This window comes from Massilia pseudoviolaceinigra (assembly GCF_030846505.1).
Classification (GTDB): domain Bacteria; phylum Pseudomonadota; class Gammaproteobacteria; order Burkholderiales; family Burkholderiaceae_D; genus Telluria_A; species Telluria_A violaceinigra.
The window spans coordinates 52,683-76,489 of record NZ_JAVCWL010000034.1; the positions used below are offsets into that span (position 1 = coordinate 52,683).

The 23,807-nt window shown below is 64.1% G+C and carries 19 protein-coding genes; 10 read left to right on the forward strand and 9 right to left on the reverse strand.

What is annotated here, in order from left to right; genetic code table 11:
• Positions 1-3: 3 nt before the first annotated feature.
• The 5 genes from recQ to RBA40_RS26870 form a co-directional block, all read right to left on the reverse strand.
• Entirely contained in the window at positions 4-1,827 is a 1,824-nt protein-coding gene (recQ, locus tag RBA40_RS26850) for a DNA helicase RecQ (RefSeq protein ID WP_306651357.1), read from the reverse strand.
• A gap of 11 nt (positions 1,828-1,838) precedes the next feature.
• Positions 1,839-2,672 carry an undecaprenyl-diphosphate phosphatase gene (locus RBA40_RS26855; RefSeq protein WP_306651392.1) on the reverse strand — a complete coding sequence of 278 codons (834 nt, stop codon included), beginning with the start codon at positions 2,670-2,672 and terminating at the stop codon, positions 1,839-1,841.
• Positions 2,673-2,933: 261 nt separating this feature from the next.
• Positions 2,934-3,851 (reverse strand): carbohydrate kinase family protein, encoded by a 918-nt coding sequence (locus RBA40_RS26860; RefSeq protein WP_306651359.1) that lies wholly within the window; start codon positions 3,849-3,851, stop codon positions 2,934-2,936.
• Position 3,852: 1 nt separating this feature from the next.
• Positions 3,853-5,061 carry an AGE family epimerase/isomerase gene (locus RBA40_RS26865; protein WP_306651360.1) on the reverse strand — a complete coding sequence of 403 codons (1,209 nt, stop codon included), beginning with the start codon at positions 5,059-5,061 and terminating at the stop codon, positions 3,853-3,855.
• Positions 5,062-5,204: 143 nt separating this feature from the next.
• Positions 5,205-6,224 (reverse strand): LacI family DNA-binding transcriptional regulator, encoded by a 1,020-nt coding sequence (locus RBA40_RS26870; RefSeq protein ID WP_306651362.1) that lies wholly within the window; start codon positions 6,222-6,224, stop codon positions 5,205-5,207.
• Between the two features lie 392 nt (positions 6,225-6,616).
• Between RBA40_RS26870 and RBA40_RS26875 the strand changes: the two genes are divergently transcribed.
• From RBA40_RS26875 to axe2C, 5 genes are read left to right on the forward strand one after another with little or no spacing between them, the layout of a single operon-like run.
• On the forward strand, positions 6,617-8,875 hold the full coding sequence (locus RBA40_RS26875) for a glycoside hydrolase family 3 C-terminal domain-containing protein (protein WP_306651364.1): 2,259 nt from the start codon (positions 6,617-6,619) through the stop codon (positions 8,873-8,875).
• Positions 8,876-8,881: 6 nt separating this feature from the next.
• Entirely contained in the window at positions 8,882-10,216 is a 1,335-nt protein-coding gene (locus RBA40_RS26880; protein ID WP_306651365.1) for a glycoside hydrolase 5 family protein, read from the forward strand.
• Between the two features lie 20 nt (positions 10,217-10,236).
• On the forward strand, positions 10,237-11,445 hold the full coding sequence (locus tag RBA40_RS26885) for a glycoside hydrolase family 27 protein (RefSeq protein ID WP_306651366.1): 1,209 nt from the start codon (positions 10,237-10,239) through the stop codon (positions 11,443-11,445).
• Positions 11,446-11,451: 6 nt separating this feature from the next.
• On the forward strand, positions 11,452-12,204 hold the full coding sequence (locus RBA40_RS26890; protein ID WP_306651368.1) for a GDSL-type esterase/lipase family protein: 753 nt from the start codon (positions 11,452-11,454) through the stop codon (positions 12,202-12,204).
• Positions 12,205-12,210: 6 nt separating this feature from the next.
• On the forward strand, positions 12,211-13,257 hold the full coding sequence (gene axe2C, locus RBA40_RS26895; RefSeq protein ID WP_306651369.1) for a bifunctional acetylxylan esterase/glucomannan deacetylase AxeC2: 1,047 nt from the start codon (positions 12,211-12,213) through the stop codon (positions 13,255-13,257).
• A gap of 97 nt (positions 13,258-13,354) precedes the next feature.
• Here axe2C and RBA40_RS26900 read toward each other — a convergent pair whose 3' ends face one another.
• The 4 genes from RBA40_RS26900 to RBA40_RS26915 form a co-directional block, all read right to left on the reverse strand.
• Positions 13,355-16,030: a TonB-dependent receptor gene (locus tag RBA40_RS26900; protein WP_306651370.1), complete on the reverse strand. Its 2,676-nt coding sequence runs from the start codon at positions 16,028-16,030 to the stop codon at positions 13,355-13,357.
• A 338-nt stretch (positions 16,031-16,368) separates the two neighbouring features.
• On the reverse strand, positions 16,369-16,560 hold the full coding sequence (locus tag RBA40_RS26905) for a hypothetical protein (RefSeq protein WP_306651371.1): 192 nt from the start codon (positions 16,558-16,560) through the stop codon (positions 16,369-16,371).
• Positions 16,557-17,219, reverse strand: coding sequence for a hypothetical protein (locus RBA40_RS26910; protein WP_306651372.1), 663 nt, complete (start codon positions 17,217-17,219; stop codon positions 16,557-16,559). Before RBA40_RS26910 ends, RBA40_RS26905 begins: the two co-directional genes overlap by 4 nt.
• A 372-nt stretch (positions 17,220-17,591) precedes the next feature.
• A complete protein-coding gene (locus tag RBA40_RS26915; RefSeq protein ID WP_306651373.1) occupies positions 17,592-17,849 on the reverse strand; it encodes a YkgJ family cysteine cluster protein in 258 nt (85 codons plus the stop codon).
• 97 nt (positions 17,850-17,946) lie between these two features.
• On the opposite strand from RBA40_RS26915, the gene RBA40_RS26920 reads away from it, so the two are divergent.
• The 5 genes from RBA40_RS26920 (at position 17,947) to RBA40_RS26940 (ending at position 23,800) form a co-directional block, all read left to right on the forward strand.
• Positions 17,947-18,702: a FadR/GntR family transcriptional regulator gene (locus RBA40_RS26920; RefSeq protein ID WP_306651375.1), complete on the forward strand. Its 756-nt coding sequence runs from the start codon at positions 17,947-17,949 to the stop codon at positions 18,700-18,702.
• A 232-nt stretch (positions 18,703-18,934) separates the two neighbouring features.
• Positions 18,935-19,846 (forward strand): 5-dehydro-4-deoxyglucarate dehydratase, encoded by a 912-nt coding sequence (gene kdgD / locus RBA40_RS26925; RefSeq protein WP_306651377.1) that lies wholly within the window; start codon positions 18,935-18,937, stop codon positions 19,844-19,846.
• A 20-nt stretch (positions 19,847-19,866) separates the two neighbouring features.
• Positions 19,867-21,447 (forward strand): aldehyde dehydrogenase (NADP(+)), encoded by a 1,581-nt coding sequence (locus RBA40_RS26930; protein ID WP_306651379.1) that lies wholly within the window; start codon positions 19,867-19,869, stop codon positions 21,445-21,447.
• A gap of 84 nt (positions 21,448-21,531) precedes the next feature.
• Positions 21,532-22,899 carry an MFS transporter gene (locus RBA40_RS26935; protein ID WP_306651380.1) on the forward strand — a complete coding sequence of 456 codons (1,368 nt, stop codon included), beginning with the start codon at positions 21,532-21,534 and terminating at the stop codon, positions 22,897-22,899.
• 7 nt (positions 22,900-22,906) lie between these two features.
• Positions 22,907-23,800, forward strand: a complete 894-nt coding sequence (locus RBA40_RS26940) for an SMP-30/gluconolactonase/LRE family protein (protein ID WP_306651381.1) — start codon at positions 22,907-22,909, stop codon at positions 23,798-23,800.
• Positions 23,801-23,807 lie beyond the last annotated feature (7 nt).

A 23,807-nucleotide genomic window follows, 5' to 3' on the forward strand; every position in this document is an offset into this window, starting at 1 on the left:
GCTCTAGCTCATCTCCATGATGATGGCGACGATCTCGTCGCCGTAAGAGACCAGCTTTTTCTCGCCCACGCCGGTCACGCCGCGCAGTTCCTGCAGCGAGGTGGGTTTGGCCTTGGCGATTTCACGCAGGGTGGCGTCGACAAAAATCACGTAGGCCGGCACGTTGTGCGCGCGCGCGGTTTCGACCCGCCACCAGCGCAGCTTCTCGAAAATCGCCTGTTCCGATTTGGACAGATCCATCTCCACGTGCCCCTTGGACGAGGCGGACGGCGCGCGCTTCTGCTTGACCGGCTTCTGGTACTGGCGCAGCTGCACCTTCTGGCCGCCCTTGAGCACCGGGCGCGCGGCGTCGGTCAGCTTGAGCGAGCTGTAAACTTCATGGTCGACCGTGATCAGGCCGAGCGCGATGGCCTGGCGCAGGATGGCGCGCCACTCCGCTTCGGTGCGTTCGCTGCCGATGCCGTACACCGACAGCGAATCGTGGTGCCACTGCTTGATGCGGTCGGTCTCGACCCCGCGCAGCACGTCGATCACGTGGCCGGCCGCGAAGCGCTGGTCGACCCGGTAAATCGCCGACAGCAGCTTTTGCACCGGCACCGTGCCGTCGAACGACACCGGCGGAATCAGGCAGGTATCGCAATTGCCGCACGGGGTGGACTGCTCGCCGAAGTATTCGAGCAGGCGCACGCGCCGGCAGCTGAGCGTCTCGCACAGACCCAGCATGGCGTCGAGTTTCATCGACAGCACGCGCTTGAAGGTTTCGTCGGCTTCCGACTCGTCGATCATGCGCCGCTGCAGCACCACGTCCTGAAGGCCGTACGCCATCCAGGCGCTGGCGGGCATGCCGTCGCGGCCCGCGCGTCCGGTCTCCTGGTAGTAGCCCTCGATACTTTTCGGCAGATCCAGGTGGCACACGAAACGCACGTCCGGCTTGTCGATACCCATGCCGAAGGCGATGGTCGCGACCATGACAATGCTTTCCTCGCGCAGAAAGCGCGCCTGGTTGGCGCTGCGCTTGGGGTAGTCCATGCCGGCGTGGTAGGGCAGGGCGCGGATGCCGTTCTCGTTCAGGAAGTCGGCGGTTTCCTCGACTTTTTTACGCGACAGGCAGTACACGATGCCGGCGTCGCTGCCATGCTCGGTGGTGATGAAGTCGAGCAGCTGCTTGCGCCCGTTGCCCTTCTCGACGATCTGGTAACGGATGTTCGGGCGGTCGAACGAGGACACGAACTGGCGCGCACCGCCCAGTTGCAGGCGCAGCGCGATTTCGGCACGGGTCTGCTGATCGGCGGTGGCGGTGAGCGCAATGCGCGGCACGTCCGGAAACTGCTCGTGCAGGATCGACAGCTTGATGTATTCGGGGCGGAAGTCATGCCCCCACTGCGATACGCAATGTGCCTCGTCGATGGCGAACAGCGCGATTTTCGAGGCCTGGAACAGGTCCAGGCAGCGCTGCGTCATCAGGCGCTCGGGCGCCACGTACACCAGGTCGATCTCGCCAGTGCGCACCAGGCGCTCGATGCGCATCGATTCTTCGTACGTCTGGGTCGAATTCAAGAATGCGGCGCGCACGCCCACTTCGGCCAGTGCGTCGACCTGGTCCTGCATCAGCGCGATCAGGGGCGAGACCACCACGCCGACGCCGTCGCGCAGCAGCGCGGGAATCTGGTAGCACAGCGACTTGCCGCCGCCGGTCGGCATGAGCACCAGCGCGTCGCCGCCGCTGGCGACGTGTTCGACGATCTCCTTCTGCTGCCCGCGAAACGCCGGGTAGCCGAAGACCGTTTGCAGCTGGTCGAGCGCGCGTGCTGAGAGACCGGGGTCCATACTGGGGTCCATTATTCCGCCCAAACGACCCATCCGTAGTGCGAGCTGGCCAGCACCACGATGCCGAACACGATGCGGTACCAGGCGAACACGGTGAAGTCATGGGTGCTGATGTAGCGCAGCAGCCAGCGCACGCACAGGAAGGCCGAGATAAATGCCGCGATCGAGCCGATACCGAACATCGGCAGGTCGGCCATCGACAGCACATCGCGTTCTTTGATCAGCGAATACACGGTGGCCAGCAGCAGGGTCGGGATCGCGAGGAAGAACGAGAATTCGGTGGCGGCCTTGCGCGGCAGGCCGAACATCATCGCGCCGATGATGGTCGCACCCGAGCGGCTGGTGCCGGGAATGAGCGCCACGGCCTGGGCGCAGCCGACCTTGAAGGCGTCGAGCAGCGTCATGTCGTCCACCGTTTCAACGCGCACCACCGGTGGATTGAGCTTGTTGCGGCGCTCCACCCACAAGATGATGAAGCCGCCGATGATGAAGGCCAGCGCCACCGGCACAGGCTTGAACAGGGCCGACTTGATCATCTTCCCGAGCAAAAGGCCGAGCAGCGCGAGCGGCAGGAAGGCGACGATCAGGTTGAGCATGAACTTCTGCGCCTTCGGATCGGACGTCAGCCCGCTCGTCACCGACGCAATGCGCGCGCGGTATTCCCAGCACACCGCCATGATGGCGCCGGCCTGGATGACGATCTCGAACACTTTCGCTTTCTCGTCGGTGAAGTCGAGCAGGCTGCCCGCGAGGATCAGGTGGCCGGTTGAAGAAATCGGGAGAAATTCGGTGAACCCTTCCACCAGACCCATGATGATGGCTTTTAGTGCGAGAGCGAGAGTTATGTCCATGAAGCAGTTTGTATTGTTATCGAGGAAGTCGGACCGGATGACGGCACGGTGCGGGGTCGAAGCTTACCACGAGCACGCCTCCGGCTTCTGATCGACCCGCATGCGCGCCGCGCTATTTCGCGATTTGTTGAGCTGGCGCGGGTAGGGTGTTGCCTTGATGAAATAGCAACAATGCCGCCGCGTCGGCGCCGGCCGCAATCCGCATCGGCGCTGCGGGGTCGGTCACCGCCCGCCATGGCGGCGGGCGGGCAGCGCCTAAGCGCGTTCCATCAGCGCCGTGATGGCGTCGAGCGACGGCGGCACGGCGCCGGCCGCCTGGCAAGCTGCCGCGCCGGCGGCCACCGCGAAGCGCAGATGGTCGGCAGGCGCGCGCCGCGGTTCGTGCAGGAAGCTCCAGGCCAGCGCCGCGATGCTGGCGTCGCCCGCGCCGACGCTGTCGACCACGGTGATGCGCGGCGAGGCGGCGTGCCATGTTTCAGCGCCGATGTGCAGCGAGGCACCCTGCGCACCGCGCGTGTACAGGTAGGTGGCGCCCGGGTTCCAGCCGCGCAGGGTGGCAAACGCCTTCTCGGGATCATCGGTGCGAAACAGCCCGGCCAGGTCCTCGTCCGACACCTTGATGACATCGGCCAGCGCCGTCATGCGCTGCAAGGTGGCGTCGTAGCGCTGGTCCATCAGTGCCCGAAAATTCGGGTCGTAGCTGATCTTCACGCCGTCGGCCTTGAGCGACGCCGCCAATGCCAGCAGCTTGCCAGCGAGCGGCTCGCGCGCCAGGCTGATGCCGCCGAAGTGCACCCATTTGCAGTGCGTGCGCCAACCGTGCGGCAGGCGCGCCGCGTCGAAGTGCAGGTCGGCGCTGTCGTCCCCCACGAAAAAGTAGCTGGGCGGGTCGGTCCGGTAGACGATCGCCAGCAGCGGCGAGCGTGCCTCGCGCTGCACGAAGCGCAAATCCAGGCCGGCCGCCGCGCTGGCGTCCCACAGCTGGTCGCCGAAGACGTCGCAACTGACAGCGCCGGCGAAGGCGCTCGGCACGCCCAGGCGCGCCATGACGCGCGCCACGTTCCAGGTCGAGCCGCCCACCTGGCTGCGCCAGTGTTGCTGGCCCGGTTCGGCGATCATGTCGGTCAGCGCCTCGCCGGCGGCCACAAACATCGGGAATATCGGTGCGTTCATCTCAGTCCTTGAGCACATTGAGCACTTCGTAGCAGGCGCCCATGGTGTGGTAGTCGACCTTGCCGGCCGGGCTTTTCTCGTCGGTCAGCTTGGCGTTCGATGGGCTGAGGATACGGTACCAGGCGCCGTGCTGGTGGTCGACGAAGTGAGTCCAGCTGTATTCCCAGATGCGCTGGTACCAGTCCCAGTAAACCGCCTCGCCCGTGCGCGCGCCCAGCAGCGCGGCCGCGGCCAGGCTCTCGGCCTGCACCCAGAAGTATTTGTGGCCGTCGCAGATGCTGCCGTCGGGCGCGAAGCCGTAGAAGATGCCGCCGTGCTGCGCATCCCAGGCCTTGTCCATCGCCTGCAAGAACAGCGCGCAGGCGCGCGGCAGCAGCCAGTCCGCTTCGCCCAGCAGGTGGGCCTGGTGGCGTTCCAGGATCAGCAGCAGCTTGCTCCATTCGGTCAGGTGGCCCGGCTGGAAACCCCAGGGCCGGAAGATGTTGCTGCTGTCGTGGCGGTTGTAGTCGTGATCGACCGACCAGTCGGCGCGATAGTGCTCCCACACGGTGTTGTCGCACAGCGCGGCCTGGCGCACGGTGATGTTGTAGGCCAGCGTTTCGGCGCGGCGCAGATAGGCATTCTCGCCGGTCGCTTCAAAAGCGCTGAGCAAGGCTTCACAGGCGTGCATATTGGCGTTCTGGCCGCGGTAGGGCGCCAGCTGCGACCAGTCGGCGTTTGCTTCGTCGGCGTACAGGCCGTACTGCGGCTCCCAGAAGCGGCGCTCCATCAGGGCGAAGGTTTCTTCGATATGCAGGCGCGCCTCTTCCACTCCGGCCATCAGCGCATGCGAATAGGCCAGCAGCACGAAGGCCAGGCCGTAGCAGTGGTTGGTACCGTCCGTGACCTCGCCCTTGCCGTCGGCCCAGTGCAGCTGCCAGCAATAGCCGCCGGTGGCCGGATTGCGGTGCGCACCGCGCAGGAAGTCCAGACCGTGCAGAAGACGCATTTCGTCGGCCGGGTCGCCGAACTCGCGGTACGCGATCGCATAATTGAAGATCAAGCGCGTGCTGCTCACCAGGTGGCGCGTGTGCGCGTCGTAGACCGTGCCGTCGTCCTTGTAGAAGTGATAGAAGCCGCCGCTGGGGTCGACGCAGCGCGGATCGTAAAAGCGTTTGGTGTGGCGAATGTGGTCAAGCAGGGTATCGCGCGAATGAAAATCGGGGGCCATCGTCAAGTCTCGTTGTCAAAAAATAGGGTGTTGAATAAGGTATGGATAAGCGCGCGGACGCAGTTGTCCCTGGCGCCGGTCAACTGTGGCGCGCGCTGTGCTGCGTTTGCATGGGGGTGGTCAGTCGGTGGTGTTCGCTCGCTTCATTTGTGCGGACCCCAGTCGTCGCACACGGTGCTGGCGCGGACGATCAGTTCCACCGGCGCGACCTGCTCCACCGGTGCGTCCTGCTGGTCGCGCAGCAGAAGCTCGACGCCCATCGCGCCGAGCCCCTTTTTGTCGATGCGCAGGGTCGTCAGGGGCCGGTGGCCGAGCACCGCGCTGGAGATGTCGTCGAAGCCGACGATCGATACGTCGTGCGGCACCGTCAGGCCGGCCGCCAGGCAGCAGCGCATCGCCACCAGGGCGGCGCTGTCGTTGTAGCAGAACACCGCGTCCGGCGGATTGGGCAGGGCCAGCAGCGACTGCATCGCTTCGCAGGCCCCGGTTTCGAGATCGACGCCGTCCGGGAGGCTCGCTTCCAGGCGCGGGTCGGCCAGCATGCCCGACTCGAACAGGGCCTGGCGGTAGCCCTTGTTGCGTTCGCGCACGCTGTAGTGGCCGAGGGAACCCGAGATCATGCCGATGCGCGTGCGCCCCAGGCCGATCAGGTGTCTGGTAGCCAGGCAGCCGCCCATGAAATTGTCCGGGTTGACCGAGCTGTAACCGCGCAGCTTCATGTCGATCAGGACCAGCGGCTTGCCGCTCGCGCGCAGGGCGCCCAGCAATTCGGGTTCGAAAAAGCCGGCGCACACAATCGCGTCCGGCGCATGCATGCGCAGCTGCTCGGTCACGCCATCGGCAGGACCGACCGCCATGAACGAGAGCACAATGCCCTGCTTGCGGCACGCTTCCTCGGCCCCGTGCAGCACCGGCGAATAGAACGGACTGCTGGCGGCCGTGTTGTGCTGGCGGTGCAGCAGGAAGGTAAGGCGCCGCATGCGCTTGCGCCGCAGGTTGGTAAAATCGTAGCCCAGTTCATGGGCGGCCGACAGCACCATCTGGCGCGTGGTTTCGGTCAGACCCGGCTCGTTCTTGAGCGCGCGCGAAATGGTCCCCGCCGAGACGCCGGCAAACTTGGCGATGTCGCGGATGGTGACGTTCGATGGGCTGGCGGCGCTCATCAGAACGGGGCCGGCGGGGTGCTCGCGGTGCTCAGATGCGGGGTCGGGTCGATCACAAGCTTCTCCAGTGGCAGATGCCTTCTTATGCTGAGAGTCTTGCATATCGATTAGCCCATGGTCAAACGATTGGTCCGGTTTGCAAACAGTTTAGCCGGGTTTTACTAAACAGGGTCGCGCCGCCTGTTGCGCAGCCGCTCAAATGCGGCTCCCCGGGCGTAGCAGCCTGCGCGAGGCGGTCCGCGTGTTTAGCGATCATGGCTAAACATGATCGAAAGCGCCACCTTTTGTTTGACCGGTCGACAGTCCGCATGCACACTCCCCTCATCCATATAAACCGGCCGGCGACCCTTTCCAGGCGCCGAGCAGGTAAATACAAAGAGGAGACACGCACGATGAGCACCGGCACGACCACCCTGATTAAACACGCCCTGGCCGTTGCCATCGCGGCCGCCCTGCCGCTGATTGCCGGCGCGGCCGAGGCGCCCATGCCGTGGATGAACCGCGCCCTCTCCGCCGACCTGCGCGCCACGCTGGTGCTCAAGGAAATGACGCAGGAAGAAAAGCTGCAATGGGTGTACGGCTACTTCGGCTCGGACTTCGCACCCAAGAAAACCACCAAGATCGCGGCGGCCCTGCCATCGTCGGCCGGCTACATTCCCGGCGTGCCGCGCCTCGGCCTGCCGGCGCTGTTCGAGACCGACGCCGGCCTTGGCGTGGCCTCGCAGGCCAGCGCCAATCCACGCGAGCGCACCTCGCTGCCGTCGGGCCTCGCCACGGCGGCCACCTGGAACCCGAAGCTGGCTTACCAGGGCGGCGCGATGATCGGTGCCGAGGCGCGCGCCTCGGGCTTTAATGTGATGCTGGCCGGCGGCGTGAACCTGATGCGCGATCCGCGCAACGGCCGCAATTTCGAGTACGCCGGCGAAGACCCGCTCCTATCCGGGATCATGGTCGGGCAGGCGGTCAAGGGCATCCAGTCCAACCACCTCATTTCGACCGTCAAGCACTATGCGCTGAACAACCAGGAGACCGGCCGCACCGAACTCGATGCGCGCATCGGCAACGTGGCCGCCCGCACCAGCGACCTGCTGGCCATGCAGCTGGTGATCGAACAGGGCAACCCCGGTTCGGTGATGTGCGCCTACAACCGCGTCAACGGTCCCTACGCATGCGAGAACGCCTGGCTGCTCAACGAAGTGCTCAAGCAGGACTGGGGCTTCAAGGGCTATGTGATGTCGGACTGGGGCGCGGTGCACAGCACCGTGGCGTCGGCCAACAATGGACTGGACCAGCAGTCCGGCTCCGAATTCGACAAGTCGCCTTACTTCGCGGGTGCGCTGGAAGAAGCGGTCAAGACCGGCGCTGTTTCGCAGTCGCGCTTCGACAATATGGTCTACCGTATTTTGTACGCGATGTTCGACAAGGGCGTGGTCGACCATCCGGTCAAGCCGGATGGCGCCATCGACTTCGCCGCCCATGGCCTGATCAGCCGCCTCGATGCCGAAGAGAGCATGGTCCTGCTCAAGAACGACGCCCAGGTGCTCCCTTTGCGCAAGGACGTGAAAACGATTGCAGTGATCGGCGGCTATGCCGACAAGGGGGTGCTGTCCGGTGGCGGTTCGTCGCAGGTGTATCCGGTCGGCGGCAGCGCCGTCAAGGGTTTGCTGCCGGCCATCTGGCCCGGTCCAGTGGTGTATCACCCGTCCGCGCCGGTGAAGGAAATCGCCGCGCTGGCGCCCGGCGCCAACGTGGTCTTCGACAGCGGTGCCGATCCTGCAAAGGCGGCGCAGCTGGTCGCGGGCGCCGACGTGGCGATCGTCTTCGGCACCCAGTGGATCGGCGAAGCCAACGACGCGGTCGACCTGTCGCTGCCCGACAAGCAGGACGACCTGATCGCGGCCGTTGCCGCGGCCAATCCGCGCACGGTGGTCGTCCTGGAGACTAGCGGCCCGGTACTCATGCCGTGGCTGGGCAAGACGGCGGCCGTGCTGCAAGCCTGGTACCCGGGCACGCGCGGCGGCGAAGCGATCGCGCGCGTGCTGTTCGGCGATGTGAATCCATCGGGGCACTTGCCGGCCACCTTTCCGGCGTCCCTCAGCCAGTTGCCGCGCCCCGTGCTCGATGGCGACCCTGCCAAGCCGCAGATGCAGTTCCGGGTCGACTATCACGAAGGTGCGGCGGTCGGCTACAAGTGGTTCGATCTCAAAAAACATACACCGCTGTTCCCGTTCGGGCATGGCTTGTCGTACACGCAGTTTGCCTACACCGGTCTGGCGGGCGAGTACAAGGACGGGCAGCTGCAAGTGCGCTTCAAGGTGATCAATACCGGCAAGGTAGCGGGCAAGGATGTGGCGCAGCTGTACGTGGCGGCGTCACCGGGTGCGCGCTGGGAAGCGCCCAAGCGCCTGGCCGGCTGGGACAAGGTCGATCTGCAGCCGGGCGAAAGCCGCGAGGTGACGCTCACGGTGGAGCCGCGCATGCTGGCCGTGCTCGATGGTCCGTCCAAGACCTGGCGCATCGCCAAGGGGAAGTACAGATTGTTGCTGGCGCAGGACGCCGGCGGCACCGGTGAAAGCAGCATCACGGTCGACCTGCCCGCGCGCAAGCTCGACCTGCATGGTAAAGCCGTCCCTTCAACCGAGAAAAGGTAAAACGCGATGATCAAGATGAACCAGTTGGGTGCGGCACTGGCAATGGCCGGTTTGGTGAGTGGCGCGGCATCGGCGGCGCCAGTGAGCGCGGTGGGCAAGAGCGAATTCGTGACGGTCAAAAAGACGCACTTCGCGCGCAAGGGTAAATCGTATTACATCGCCGGCGCCAATTTCTGGTACGGCGGCTATCTGGGCTCGCCGTCCGGCGTGGGCGAGCGCGCGCGCCTGCGCAACGAACTCGATACCATGAAGGCGCTCGGGATCAACAATGTGCGCGTGCTGGCCGTATCCGAAAAAACCGCGATGACCAGCGCCGTGCGGCCCGCCACCACCAACGGTCCGGGCAAGTACGACGAGGACCTGCTGGCGGGCCTCGACTTCCTGGTCGATGAACTGGGCAAGCGCGACATGACGGTCGTGCTTTACCTGAACAACTTCTGGCAGTGGTCGGGCGGGATGACGCAGTACCTGAACTGGTTCGAAGGTACGCCGGCGCTCGACCCGAACGTGACCAAGGACTATGACGACTACATGGCCAAGACGGCGCGCTTTTACGCCAACAAGGACGCGCAGAAGGAATTTCGCGGCACCATCAGGAAAATCGTCGGCCGGGTCAACACGATCAACGGCAAGGCGTACCGCGACGACCCGGTGATCATGTCGTGGCAACTGGCGAACGAACCGCGCCCGGGTAACGGCAAGGCGAGCGACAAGGAGAAGGCGGTCTACACCAAATGGATCGCCGAGACCGCGCAGTACATCCATGAATTGGACAAGAACCACCTGGTGAGCAGCGGCAGCGAAGGCTTGGCCGGGTCGGCGCAGGATGCCAGACTGTTCATGGCATCGCATTCGTCGAAGCACATCGATTACCTCACCTACCACCTGTGGCCCAAAAACTGGGGCTGGTTCGACTCTAAAAAGCCGGTCGAGAGCTGGGACGGGGCAATTGCCAAGAGCCGCGATTATCTCAATACGCACATCGACATGGCCAGAACGCTGGGCAAACCGATCGTGCTGGAAGAGTTTGGGCTGGACCGCGACGGCGCCTCCTTCGACATCAAGTCGGGCACCAAGATCCGCGACCGCTTCTATGGCGAGATCTTTGAACTGATACAACGCCGCGCCGCAAACGGCGACCCGATCGCGGGCTGGAATTTCTGGGCCTGGGGCGGCGCCGGGCGTGCCGCCAACGCCGATTACTGGTGGAAGCAGGGTAATGATTTCATGGGCGATCCGCCGCAGGAAGAGCAGGGCCTGTATTCGGTGTTCGATTCCGATGCCACTTCGCTGGCGCTGATCAAGGACCATGCCGCCAAACTGCGCCTACTCCAGAAGTAAACTCTTCGACAGGACGATCCATGAAAACCGTACCTACGCTGTTGATCTCGGCGGGACTCCTGCTGGGCGCGAATGCACCCGCACAGAAGTTCGATAATCTCGCGGCGACGCCGCAAATGGGCTGGAACAGCTGGAACAAGTTCGCCTGCGATATCGATGAAAAACTGATCCGCGAAACGGCCGACGCCATGGTCAGGATCGGCATGAAGGACGCCGGCTACGAGTACGTCAACATCGACGACTGCTGGCACGGCAAGCGTGACAAGAACGGGAACATCCAGCCCGATCCCGAGCGCTTCCCGTCCGGGATGAAGGCGCTGGCCGACTACGTGCATTCGAAAGGCCTCAAGCTGGGCATCTATTCGGACGCCGGCGCCACTACCTGCGGCGGCCGTCCGGGAAGCCGCGGACACGAATACCAGGATGCGATCACTTACGCCGCCTGGGGCATCGACTACGTCAAGTACGACTGGTGCGATACCAAGGGCCTGAACGCGGCGGCCGCCTACACCACCATGCGCGATGCCATCCGCAGCGCCGGGCGGCCCATGTTGTTCAGCATGTGCGAGTGGGGCGACAACAAGCCGTGGGAGTGGGGCGCCGACATCGGCCATTCGTGGCGCACCACCGGCGATATCTATCCATGCTGGGATTGCGAGATCAATCACGGTTCGTGGTCCGCCTTCGGCGTGCTGCGCATCCTCGACAAGCAGGCCGGCTTGCGCAAGCACGCCGGTCCCGGACACTGGAACGACATGGACATGATGGAAGTCGGCATGGGCATGACCGAGGACGAAGACCGCGCCCACTTCTCGATCTGGGCCATGATGGCGTCGCCCCTCATCTCCGGCAACGACCTGCGCTCGATGCCGGAGTCCACGCGCAAGATCCTGACCAACAAGGATGTCATCGCGATCAACCAGGATAAGCTGGGCGTGCAGGCGTGGAAGTTCCTATCCGAAGGGACGCTGGAATTGTGGGCCAAGCCGCTGGCCAATAACGAGTGGGCGCTGATGATCCTGAACCGCGGGCCTGGGGCCATCAGCTACAAGGTCGACTGGAAGAAGCACAAGATCAGCGATGACCTGAGCAAGCGTGAACTCGATATCAACAAGACCGCCTACCGCTGGACCGACGCCTGGACCGGCAAGACAGGCGACACCGGCAAGGCTCTCGACCTCACCATTGCCTCGCACAGCGTGGCCATGCTGCACCTGAAAGCGAAGTGACCGATCATGAACATGCGTATTCTTTCACTCCTCCTGGCCGGTGCGCTGGCCAGCCATGTCGCGCACGCCGAGACCGCGGACCCGAACGCGGGGACCGGCGCAAATACCTGCGCCGTCAACATCAAGCCGCGTACCCAGGAGTACCCGTGGATGTCGATCGGGCGCTGGAAGCGCATGCACGAAGACCAGCTGGCCCTGGCCGACAAGGGGGATGTGGACCTGATGTTCATCGGCGATTCAATCACCGAAGGCTGGCCGCGCGCGATCTGGAATGCGAATTTCGGCGCCTACAAGGCGGGCAACTTCGGCATCGGCGGTGACAATACCGGCAACGTGCTGTGGCGCCTGCAGGACAAGCGCATGGCCAGGCTCGCGCCCAAGGCGATCGTGCTGCTCATCGGCGTGAATAACCTGGGATTGTGCGACGAGACGCCGGAACAGGCTTTCCCCGGTATCAAGGCGGTGGTGACGGCCTTGCGCAAGCAGTACCCGGCCGCGCGCATCCTGCTCAATGCCGTGCTGCCGACCGGCGAGTCCGCGACCAGCGAACGGCGCCAGAATGTCGTCACGCTCAACAAGATGGTTGCAACCCTGGACGACGGCCGCCATGTGGTTTTCCGCGACTATGGCGCGTCCTTCGTGCGCCCTGACGGCGCCATCGGCACCGACATCATGGGCGACTATCTTCACCTCACCCCAAAGGGCTACACCATCTGGGCCGACGCCATGCTGCCCGACGTGCACGCACTGATGAAGTAGGGCGCCATGAACCGTAACACGCTGGCACTGGCGCTGCTGCTGGCCCATGGCGGCGCCTGGGCCGAAGCGGTGGTGCGCGCGGACGACCCGCGCATCGCGCGCATGGGCAGGACCGTGGCCCGGGCGGACGGCAGCTTGCGCTTCGCCTATCCCGGCGTGCAGCTGTCGCTGGCGTTCGAGGGCAAGGCGCTGTCGGTGGACGCCGCAGCCAGTGGTGAGCGCAGCATTCTCGAAGTCGTCGTCGATGGCGGCCTGGCACGCATCATCAAGCTGTCGGCGAAATCGCGGAGCATCAAGCTGGTGGACGAGCGCCAGGCCGGCATCCACCGCGTCGACATCATGCACCGCACCGAGAGCTGGCACGGCGTCGTCACGCTGGCCCGGTTTGTCGCCAACGGCACACTGCACACCGCGCCGGTCCTCCCGCAGCGCAAAATGCTCGTTCTTGGCGACTCGGTCACCTGCGGCGAAGCCATCGACCGGGTTGACGGCGGGGCGAAGAAGCCGTCATGGTGGAACCCGCGCGCGTCGTACGGCATGCTGGCCGCGCAGACGCTCGGTGCGCAGGTTCACCTGGTCTGCCATGGCGGACGCGGACTGCTGCGCAGCTGGAGCGGCCGCACCGATGACGACAATCTTCCCGAATTCTACGAGCTTGCCATCGCCAATGAAGAGCAACGGGTGCGCTGGGACCACGCCGGCTACTGGCCTGACGTGATTGTCAGCGCGATCGGCACCAACGATTTCAGTACCGGCATTCCGGAGCGCGACGCCTATGTCAACGCCTACGAGCGCCTGGTGCGCACGCTGCTGCGCAATCATCCGCACGCGCTGATCGTACTGACCGAAGGCGCTATTCTCAATGGCGAGCGCAAGGCCGTCCTGACGAGCTATATCGCCGAGACCATCAGGCGTGTCGGCAGCGCGCGGGTGCATGCCGCAACAACCATGCACCATCCGGGCAACGCGACCGATGCGCATCCCACCAAGGCGCAGCATGCCGCGATGGCGCGCGAGCTGGTTCCCCAGCTACGGGATTTGACCGGCTGGTAATCACACGTCGTCCGGTATCCGCCGTCGACGAAAAAAGGGGCGGTGCAGCGCGGGATTGTCCGCGCTGCACCGGCCCGGGCCACCCAGGTAAACCGGATCAGTAATTCACGCCCACGCGCACGCCGAACATGCGCGGCTCGACGAAGTTGGCCTGCATGAAGCCACCCATCACCGAGTCGCCGCTGGTCTTGGCGTGGCTGTCGGCGATGTTGCGCACGAACGCTTCCGCGTGCCAATTGTCGTTCGGCGAGTCGAGCCGCACCGACGCGTCGCCCATCGCATAGGCCTTCTGATAGCGCCCGATATGCGCGAACTCCGAGTTGCGCAGATCGAAATAAGCCTTGTCGCGCCAGTTCACTTTCACATACGGCGTCACGCGGTAGCCACTGGCCAGTTCGAACTCCTGCGAGAAGCTCAGGTTCAACTGGTACTTGGGCGTATTGGGCAGGTGGTTGCCATTGATGTTGTACAGGCGGCGGCCCAGCAGCGCCTTGTCCGGACCGTTGTAGATGGCCGGGCAGGGTTCGATGCCCAGTTCCGCGCGCACTTCACCGCACTGGTACTCGTCGCTGAACTCCTTGAAGTCGTGCACCTCGGTGTTGATGTAGGCGAAGCCGCCGCCGATGCGCGCGCCGCTCCACGGCCGCCAGTCCGCTTCGATCTCCAGGCCGGGGATATCCACCTTGCCGACGTTGATGGTGCGCCAGGCGTCGTACACATCGCACTTGGGCTGGTCGGCCGGGCAGGGCAGGCCGTTGTCGGGGATGATCTGGTTGATGAAGTAGTTACCGGTCAGCTGCATGCCCTTGTACTTCATGAAGAAGGCGGTGGCCGACAGGTTCAGGCGGTTGTCGAGGAACTTGCCCTTGTAGCCCACTTCATAGTTGGTGACGGTTTCGGGCTCGTACGGCAGGAAGGTTGCCACGCCCGGTTTGCCGTCGGCGCACAGGTGGTAGTTGCAGGAGTCGGTTTTGTCGGCGAAGCCGCCCGCCTTGTAGCCGGTCGACACCGAGCCGTAGGCCATCTGGTTGGCGTTGATCTGCTTTTGCAGGCCGACGCGCCAGGTGGTTTTCTTCCAGGTTTCCTTATGGTCGTTCGAGGTCGGCGCCGCGTAGCCCGCATACGCGCCAAGGCCACCGCCGGCGCCCATGTCGGTCGACAGATCGTTGCCGTTGTGGACCCGGAAGCCCGGCGTGCCGGGGATGCCGCGGTTGTACCAGCCGCGGTAATACGCGGTGTCGCCGATCCAGTTGCGGCCATACACTTCACCACCCTTGTCTTCCTTGCTGTCGGACGACAGACGCGCGCCCAGGGTGCCTGTCCAGGTGGGCATGAACTTCCAGTCGGCCTGCGCGAAGGCGGCCTTGGCGTCGACCTGGCGGTTCGGCTGGTGATACAGCACGCTGCCCGGATCGCCGTACGGCTTCTGGATCACGTTGGTCATTTCGTAGTCGATGCGGTTGCGTTCGTGCATCCAGAACAGGCCCGCCACGTACTGCACCGGGCCGACCGTTTGCTTGAGCTGCGCTTCGTGCACGCTCGACAGGTAGCGCGAATCCATGGTGCGGTGGAAGACATCGTTGAGCGGCCAGGTGCCCCAGTCGCCGCCGGCGATGTTGGGGTAGTTGCCGTTGATCTGGAATGGGGCGGCGTGCTGCAAGCCCTTGTCGTCGTCGGTGGTCTCCTTGCGTCGCTGGTCGGCGATCTGGAAGCTGTAGTCGAAGCTGGCGGTGTCAGTCAGATTCCAGTTCACGCCGGCGCGCACGGTGCGGATGTTCAGGTCCGTCATGCCCGGCACATTGACGTTGATGTCCCATTTGCCGCCGGTGCAGGCGTAGCGCGTGCCGGCGCCGGACTCGCAGTCGCGAAAGTGCGACCAGCCGGCGCCGGAATCCTGGAACTCTTCATACACCAGGCGCGCTGTGACGTTCCTGTTGATCTTGAGCGCGGCGGCCACGCGCGCTGCCCACTGGTCCTGGTTGGTGTAGTAGTCCTTTTCGCCCACCTTGTGGTTGAAGCGCTGGTCGACATCGGGGATGCCATCCGGGATCCAGCCGTAGGCGGGCGCGTTCGCTTCGCTCAGGTCGCGCATCTGGTTGGCGTAGCCGTCGCGCCGCACTTTCATGTAGGTCGCGCGCAGGGCCAGCATGTCGTTGACGGCGACGTTCTGGACGATGTTGGCCTGCTTCTTGTTGTAGTTGCCAAGTTCGATGTTGGCCTTGCCGTAGTTGCCTGTGAAGTCAGGCTTGGCCGAAATGACGTTCACGCTGCCGCCGGTCGAATTGCGGCCGAACAGCGTGCCTTGCGGGCCGCGCAGCACTTCAAGCTGGTCGATGTCGAACATCAGCGCCTGCGCGCCTTGCGGGCGCGGCGAGTACAGGCCGTCGACGTGAAAGCCGACGGCCGGGTCCCCCGTTTCGGTGAAGTTGGTCGAGGTGATGCCGCGGATGGTGATCTGCACGGCCGAATCGAGGCCGGTGTTTTCGATGACGACGTTGGGGATTTCGCCAGCCAGGTCCCTGAGGCTGGTGGCGCCCTTGCGCGTGAGCTGGTCCTGGCTGAGGGCCGTGACGGCCAGCGGGGTGCGCAGCAGCGAGGTGGAGTGGCGGGTGGCGGTGACTTTGACTTCCTGGATTTGATTCGGGTCGTTATTGGCGGGTACGGTGTTGTCGGCGGCGCTGCCGGCAGTTTGCGCATGGCCGGGCAGGACCGTACAGCCGAACGCGCTGGCGAGCGCCAGACTGGTCAAGGTCCGTGTCGTTGGGAATAGCATCGTGTCTCCTGTTTTCCATTTGGATTATGTGCGCGCGGCTTGGCGAGCCCGCTTTGCGCTTATATGCAACACAGCGGTGACCCGCCAGCTGTGGCAAGCGATGCAGCCTTGCAGGGATGGACGAATCGACTGAATTGAGTATTGCATTCGGAAATTTGAAGGGTCAAACGAATCCCTGAAACAGCGAGTAGTTTCATGGGATTTACTAAACAGGTGGTAGTCAGCGCGCCAACGATGAGTAGGGCGGGATTGGCGATAGCGCGTGCGCTTCGCCATCGCCACGGGCGGGTATGACGGCGTTCAGCTGTGCTGCGCCGGCTCTTATCGTCCAGTTAGTTTCAGACAGGGCGCGGCACTTTTTTCCGTTGTGACGGAATCGATTTGCGCGCGCGCTCGTCGAGTGCGGACAGGTCGGCACTGGCGTTTTCGCGCGTGAGGACGCCGTGCCGCGCAATAAGGAACGACTCAGTTTCTTGCCTCGATTTAGGTTTCGTATGCTTTTTCAATATAGCAAGTGACTTGGCGCTCATGCTGAGATTCCCTTGTAAAACATGTAGCGTGCCAGTTGCAGCCAGCTCGTCGAGTTGGCACGCAGGTTGAACGATAACTCGACGCTCTGTCCATGCATGCGCCACTGTTCGCGCCCGTGCTCTGTCATGACCAGTTCGCTGATGTTCTTGCAGTGTCGGTATCGCGGCGCCAACCTTGCCAGTGTGCCAGCAGGGATGCGTGCGTCGAATCCCATCGTCGCCCACACATAGTATCCCCGCAGCGGATTTTTCTCCAGCGAGAACGATGCGTGATCGCCGATGGCTGACACGTCGATGTGGGTAATCGGAATCTGTTGCTTCGCCCAGTTCGCCGCCTCCATGATCTCGCGAATGACACAGCGCGGACCAATGCCGCCATTGGTAAATGGTTCCTTCAGAACGAACACGGCGTTTTTCAAGTAAAAGGTACACGTGGAATTGACGTTTTGAAACAGATAGAGGTACATGGGTTCGTCGAAGATGTCGTTTCCGACTTTGAAGGCGATAGCGTGCTCATCGCTATAAACATGAATGGTGCTTGCCCGAGGGGCGCCGGTAATGCGGACAATGCCGGCATCGCTCATGAAATCCGTCAACTCAGGCGCGCGAGTAACGGTAACGCTTTTATCGTCGAACCACTTCGCGGTTACGGGATCCACGGTGTCGCCTGCGTCTGTCTGGAGTGTATGCTTGTTGTGCCGGGCGGATCAGGGGGCATAGAGGCGCCGCATCTCTCCGCGCGCCATGAGGGAGCTCTTGTAAGTCTCGGTCGATCATTGTACCGGCGTGACAACTGCGGGCACTTGAGGTGAATCAGGCCCTCGCTTGACGGTAGTGAGCGCCGCCATCGAACTTCATCGAAATCGACAGCGGGTGGAGATGCAAGTCTGTGAATAAGATCGAATGGATCGCCAGTCAGGTCAAGCGCGGTGCGCCTTTCGAGGGCATGTTCTGCCCGCAGCCGGTGTGAGCTTGCGAGCGCGTCGCCTGTGCGGCATCGGCTGATGAAAAAGCGATTCGACGTGAGACGATCAAGCCGGCGCCGTGGCGCGCTCCAGATCGCCCAGCCACTGGATCGCATGTTCGCGGCTGGTTCCGCACATCTCTTCGGACGGCTGCAGCCCGCCGCAAAACGCGGGCCGTTCCGGCTTGCCGAAAATGCGGCACAGGTTGTCGTCGGCCAGCTGCACGCATCGCACACCCGCGGGTTTCCCGTCCGGCATGCCGGGAATCGGACTGGTGATCGACGGGGCGGTGCAGCACGCGCCGCAATTGTCACGGCAATTCATGCCATCTCATTTCTGTGGGTAAGTCATACGTGGCCAAAGTATACACCGCATCGAATCATAAGATGTCGTACAACTATTCGGGTTGTATAATACGGCCATGACATCCACCTTCACTGCCCAAACGCTCCCGCCACCCCGCAAGAAACATCGCACCCTCGCCCAGGGCGTGGTCGAGCACATCACGGGCAGCATCCAGCAGGGCGTGCTCAAGCCCGGCGACAAGCTGCCGACCGAATCGGCCATCATGGAGCAGCATGGCGTGAGCCGCACCGTGGTGCGCGAGGCGATTTCGCATCTGCAGGCGGCTGGCTGGGCCCAGACCCGGCACGGCATCGGCACCTTCGTCATCGAGCGCAGCAACGCCGGCCTGGCGATCAATGCCGAGAGCATCGTCACCGTCATGGATGTGCTGGCGATGCTGGAACTGCGCATCAGCATGGAGGCCGAAGCGGCCTGGCTGGCAGCGGCGCGCCGCAGCGAGGCGCAGGTGGCCGAACTGGCCAAGGTGCTCGGCGCCATGCAGCGCAGCGTGGCGCGCGGCAGCCCCGCCGTTGACGCCGATGTTCAATTTCACCTGCTCATCGCCCAGTCCACCGGCAACCGCTATTTCGTCGACATCCTGAGCCAGCTGGGCACCGCCATCATCCCGCGTGCGCGCGTCAACATGCCGCAGCTGGGGCATGACGAGCCGGCCGTCTACCTGGAGCGCGTCAATCGCGAGCACGAAGACATCTTCAACGCGATCCTGCGCAAGGACCCGGAAGCGGCGCGTGCCGCCATGCGTACCCACCTGAGCAACAGCCGCGAGCGCCTGCGCCAGGCGCAGCAGCAACTGGAGTCGAACGGGGCCTGACGTCCCGGCCCACCGACCCGCCTCGCATACCGAAGCGCTGCCTCGCGCAGCGCTCCCGCTGGTCCTGTCTTCCTCCCGCCTCGCCTTTGTTCTTTCGCACGTTCTCCAACTCATCCCGTGGCGCCGCAATCCGGCCGCCAGCCGTCCCAACGTTGTGCTTGCTTATGTCAAAGACTAGTTGTACGATGACGTATCACTAGCGCCAAACAACCCGCCTATCTCTGGAGATCGCATGAATCCGCAAAAACTCAAACAAATCCTGTCGTCCGGCCTGCTGTCGTTTCCACTGACCGACTTCGACGACCAGGGCAATTTCAACGCGCGCACCTACGCCGAGCGCCTCGAATGGCTCGCTCCGTACGGCGCCAGCGCCCTGTTCGCGGCCGGCGGTACCGGTGAGTTCTTCTCCCTGACGCCAACCGAATACTCGGATGTGATCCGGACCGCGGTCGATACCTGCCGCGGCAAGGTGCCGATCCTGGCCGGCGCCGGCGGCCCGACCCGCACCGCGATCGCCCTGGCCCAGGAAGCCGAGCGCCTGGGCGCCCACGGCATCCTGCTGCTGCCGCACTACCTGACCGAAGCAAGCCAGGACGGCCTGATCGCCCACGTCGAAGCGGTGTGTGCATCCGTCAAATTCGGCGTCGTCGTCTACAACCGCGGCCAGTGCCGCCTGACCGCCGACTCGCTCGAAAAGCTGGCCGCACGCTGCCCGAACCTGATCGGCTTCAAGGATGGCATCGGCGACATCGAACTGATGGTGCAAATCTGGCGCCGCATGGGCGACCGCTTCAGCTACCTGGGCGGCCTGCCGACCGCGGAAGTCTACGCCGCTGCATATAAAGCGCTGGGCACCCCGGTGTACTCGTCGGCCGTATTCAACTTCATGCCGAAAATGGCGATGGACTTCTACCACGCGATTGCCGCCGAAGACCATGCAACCACCAACCGCCTGCTGGACCAGTTCTTCCTGCCTTACCTCGAAATCCGCAACCGCAAGGCCGGCTACGCGGTGAGCATCGTCAAGGCTGGCGCGCGCCTGGTCGGCCATTCGGCCGGGCCCGTACGCGCTCCGCTGACCGACATGACGGCCGAGGAAGACGCCATGCTGGAGAAGCTGATCACCGCCCAGGGCGCCCAATAATCCCGTTCGAGGAAGAGCATATGCAAATCAATGGAGAAATGGTCATCGGCCAACGCACCGTGCGCGGCACGGCCGGCGTGGTGCGCGCGGTCGACCCGTCCCGTAACGACACGATGGGACCGGACTTCGGCCTGGCCACCGACGCCGACGTCGACGCCGCCTGCGCCCTGGCGCAAAGCGCCTTCGATGCCTACCGCAACACCACGCCGGAACAGCGCGCAGTCTTTTTGGAGACCATCGCCGAAGGCATCCTCAAACTCGGCTCCGCGCTGATCGAACGCGCCGCGCTCGAAACCGGCCTGCCGACCGCACGCCTGGAAGGGGAACGCGGCCGCACCGTCAACCAACTGCGCCTGTTCGCCAAGGTCGCGCGCGACGGCTACTACATCGACGCCACCATCGATTCGGCCCTGCCGGACCGCGTGCCTCCGCGTCCCGATCTGCGCCTGCGCAAGATCCCACTCGGACCGGTCGCCGTTTTCGGCGCCAGTAACTTCCCGCTGGCGTTCTCGGTCGGCGGCGGCGATACCGCCTCGGCGCTGGCCGCCGGCTGCCCGGTCATCGTCAAGGCGCACGGCGCCCACCTCGGCACTTCGGAACTGGTTGGCAAGGTCATTGCCCAGGCGGTGGCCGACTGCAAGCTGCCCGAAGGCGTGTTCTCGATGCTGTTCGGCGAAGGCCGCCAGATTGGCCAGCGCCTGGTCGACCATCCGGCCATCAAGGCGGTTGGCTTCACCGGCTCGCGCCAGGGCGGCCTGGCGCTGATGCGCACCGCCGCCCTGCGTGCCGAACCGATTCCCGTGTACGCCGAAATGAGCAGCATCAATCCGGTGTTCCTGCTGCCGGCCGCCTTATCAAACGACCGCGCCGCCGTGGCGCAGGGCTTCGTCGATTCGCTGACCCTGGGCGTGGGCCAGTTCTGCACCAACCCTGGCCTGGTCATGGGTCTGCAGGGCGAGCACTTCGACCAGTTCGTCGACGCGGCTGCAAGCGCGCTGCAAGGCAAGGGCGCCGGCACCATGCTCACCCCGGGCATCCACAAGGCCTACCTGGGCGGCGTGGAACAGCTCTCCGGCATCGACGGCGTGACCCTGGTCGCCAAGGGCAAACCGGACGGCGCCGGCTGCGCCGCGCAAGCCTCGCTGTACGTGTGCGAAGCGGCCACCTATCTGTCCACGCCTGCGCTGGAGTCCGAAATCTTCGGACCGTGCGCCTTGCTGGTGCGCTGCCGCGATGCGGAGCAGATGCAGCAGGTCACGGAACACCTCGAAGGCCAGCTGACCGCCACCGTGCACGCCCTGGCCGCCGACCGTGCGCACGCCGCCGCGCTGCTGCCGGTGCTGGAACGCAAAGCGGGCCGCATCCTGTTCAACGGCTACCCGACCGGTGTCGAAGTGGCGCATGCAATGGTCCATGGCGGCCCGTTCCCGGCTACTTCCGACAGCCGCAGTACCTCGGTCGGCGCGTCCGCCATCGACCGCTTCCTGCGGCCCGTGTGCTACCAGAATGTGCCGGCGGACTTGCTTCCGGACGCACTTGCCGACAATAATCCCCTGGGCCTGACCCGCCTTGTCGACGGAGGCATGCAGCTCCCGCAGTAAAAGCTGGTTGCGCCGCCGGAGAACCGGGTGTGGAGACACCTTCCGGCGGCGCTGTTTCTAAAAACAACCATAAAGAAGCGACCGATGAACCAGCAAGTCATAGGCAAGTACCGGTGGACGATCTGCGCCCTCCTGTTTTTCGCCACAACCATCAATTATCTGGACCGCCAGGTCCTCAGTCTCCTTGCGACCGACCTGTCGAAGCAATTCGGCTGGTCCAATACCGATTACGCCAACATCACGGCGGCCTTCCAGTTCGTGTACGCGTTTTCGATGCTGTTCGCCGGCCGCGTGATCGACAAGCTCGGAACCAAGCGCGCCTTCGTCCTGGCCATTACCATCTGGTCGCTCGGCGCCATCATGCACGCCTTCGCGATCGGCATCGGCGAAGGCATCAACGGCATCCTGACCAGCCTTGGCATGACCGTGGTACCGGTGTCGATCGCCGGCTTCATGATGTCGCGCGCCGTGCTGGCGCTGGGCGAAGCGGGTAATTTCCCGGCGGCGATCAAGGCCACCGCCGAATACTTCCCCAAGAAGGAGCGCTCGTTTGCCACCGGTATCTTCAACTCCGGCGCCAACGTCGGCGCCATCCTGGCGCCGCTCACCGTACCGGTGATTGCCGCCGCGTGGGGCTGGCAGATGGCGTTCATCATCATCGGTGGGATCGGCTTCTTCTGGATGGCCGCGTGGATGGTGTTCTACGATACCCCGGCCAACCAGGCGCGCATGGGCAAGGCGGAACTGGACTACATCAACAGCGATTGCGCGGTGGTTCCGGAGCCCGCGGCCGGCATCGTCAAGCCGAAGACGTCGTGGTTCAAGCTGCTCGGCTACCGCCAGACCTGGGCCTTCGCGCTCGGTAAATTCATGACCGACGGCGTGTGGTGGTTCTTCCTTTTCTGGCTGCCCAAATACCTGGCCGCGACCTATGGCCTGAAAGGCACCGACATCATCGTGCCGCTGGCCGTCCTGTACAGCATGACCATGGTCGGCAGTATCGGCGGCGGCTGGTTCCCGACCTACTTCATCAACCGTGGCGACAATCCCTACGACGGGCGCATGAAGGCCATGCTGGCCATCGCGTTCATTCCGCTGGTGGTGCTGCTGGCGCAACCGTTCGGCTACATCAGCTTCTGGGTACCGGTGATCCTGATCGGCATCGGCGCGTCCGCCCACCAGGCCTGGTCGGCGAACATCTTCACCACCGTCTCCGACATGTTCCCGAAACATAGCGTCGGCTCGGTGGTGGGCATTGGCGGCATGGCCGGCGGCATGGGCGGCGTGCTGCTCACCAAGCTCGGTGGCTGGCTGTTCGATTATTATGGCGCCATGGGCCAGATCAGCACCGGCTACATGATCATGTTCTCGATCTGCGCACTGGCCTACCTGGCTGCATGGTCGATGATGAAAGCACTGGTGCCGCGCTACCGCGAAATCACCGATCTGTAAGGGAAATATGAGCAAGCAAGCCAGCATCGAAAAAGTACCGGGCGTGACCTGCAAGGTGGGCGAAAGCCCGCTGTGGAGCGCGCGCGAAGGCGCCTGGTATTGGGTCGACATTCTCGGCAGGCGCGTCTGGCGCCTCGATGCGGCAAGCGGCGAGCAGCGTATCTGGTTCACCGCCGAAATGCCGGCCTGTCTGGCGCTCACCGGCAGCGGCGCCCTGCTGGCGGGGATGGAGAGTGGCGTGTTCGAGCTCACGCTCGATTTCGAGGTGCATGCGCATGCGTCGCTGCTGGCCGCGCTGCCCGACCTGAAGAAGGGCATGCGCTTCAACGACGGCCGCTGCGACCGCCAGGGACGCTTCTGGAGCGGCACGCTGGACCTAGACCAGCCCGAACTGCGCGCCGCAGGTTCCCTGTACCGCTACACGCGGGAGCAGGGCTTCTCGGCGCCGGTGGTATCGAACCTGGTGGTGCAGAACGGCCTGGGTTTTTCGCCGGACGGGCGCACCATGTATTTGTCCGACTCGCACGTTTCGCGCCAGATGATTTGGGCATTCGACTACGACACCGACAGCGGCACGCCGCACAACCAGCGCGTGTTCGTCGACATGAACGCGCACCAGGGCCGTCCCGACGGCGCGGCGGTCGATGTCGACGGCTGCTACTGGATATGCGGGAACGACGGCGGCTGCCTGCTGCGCTTCACGCCCGAGGGCAAGCTCGATCGCACCATCGACCTGCCGCTGCTCAAGCCATCGATGTGCAGTTTCGGCGGCCCCGATATGGACACCTTGCTGGTCACCTCGATCGCGGCCGGCAGGAAGCCCGAGGACACCGAATCGGGCGCGTTGCTGCTGGTGCGCCCCGGTGTGCAGGGCATGCCCGAGACGCGTTTTTGCGACTGAGGCGGCT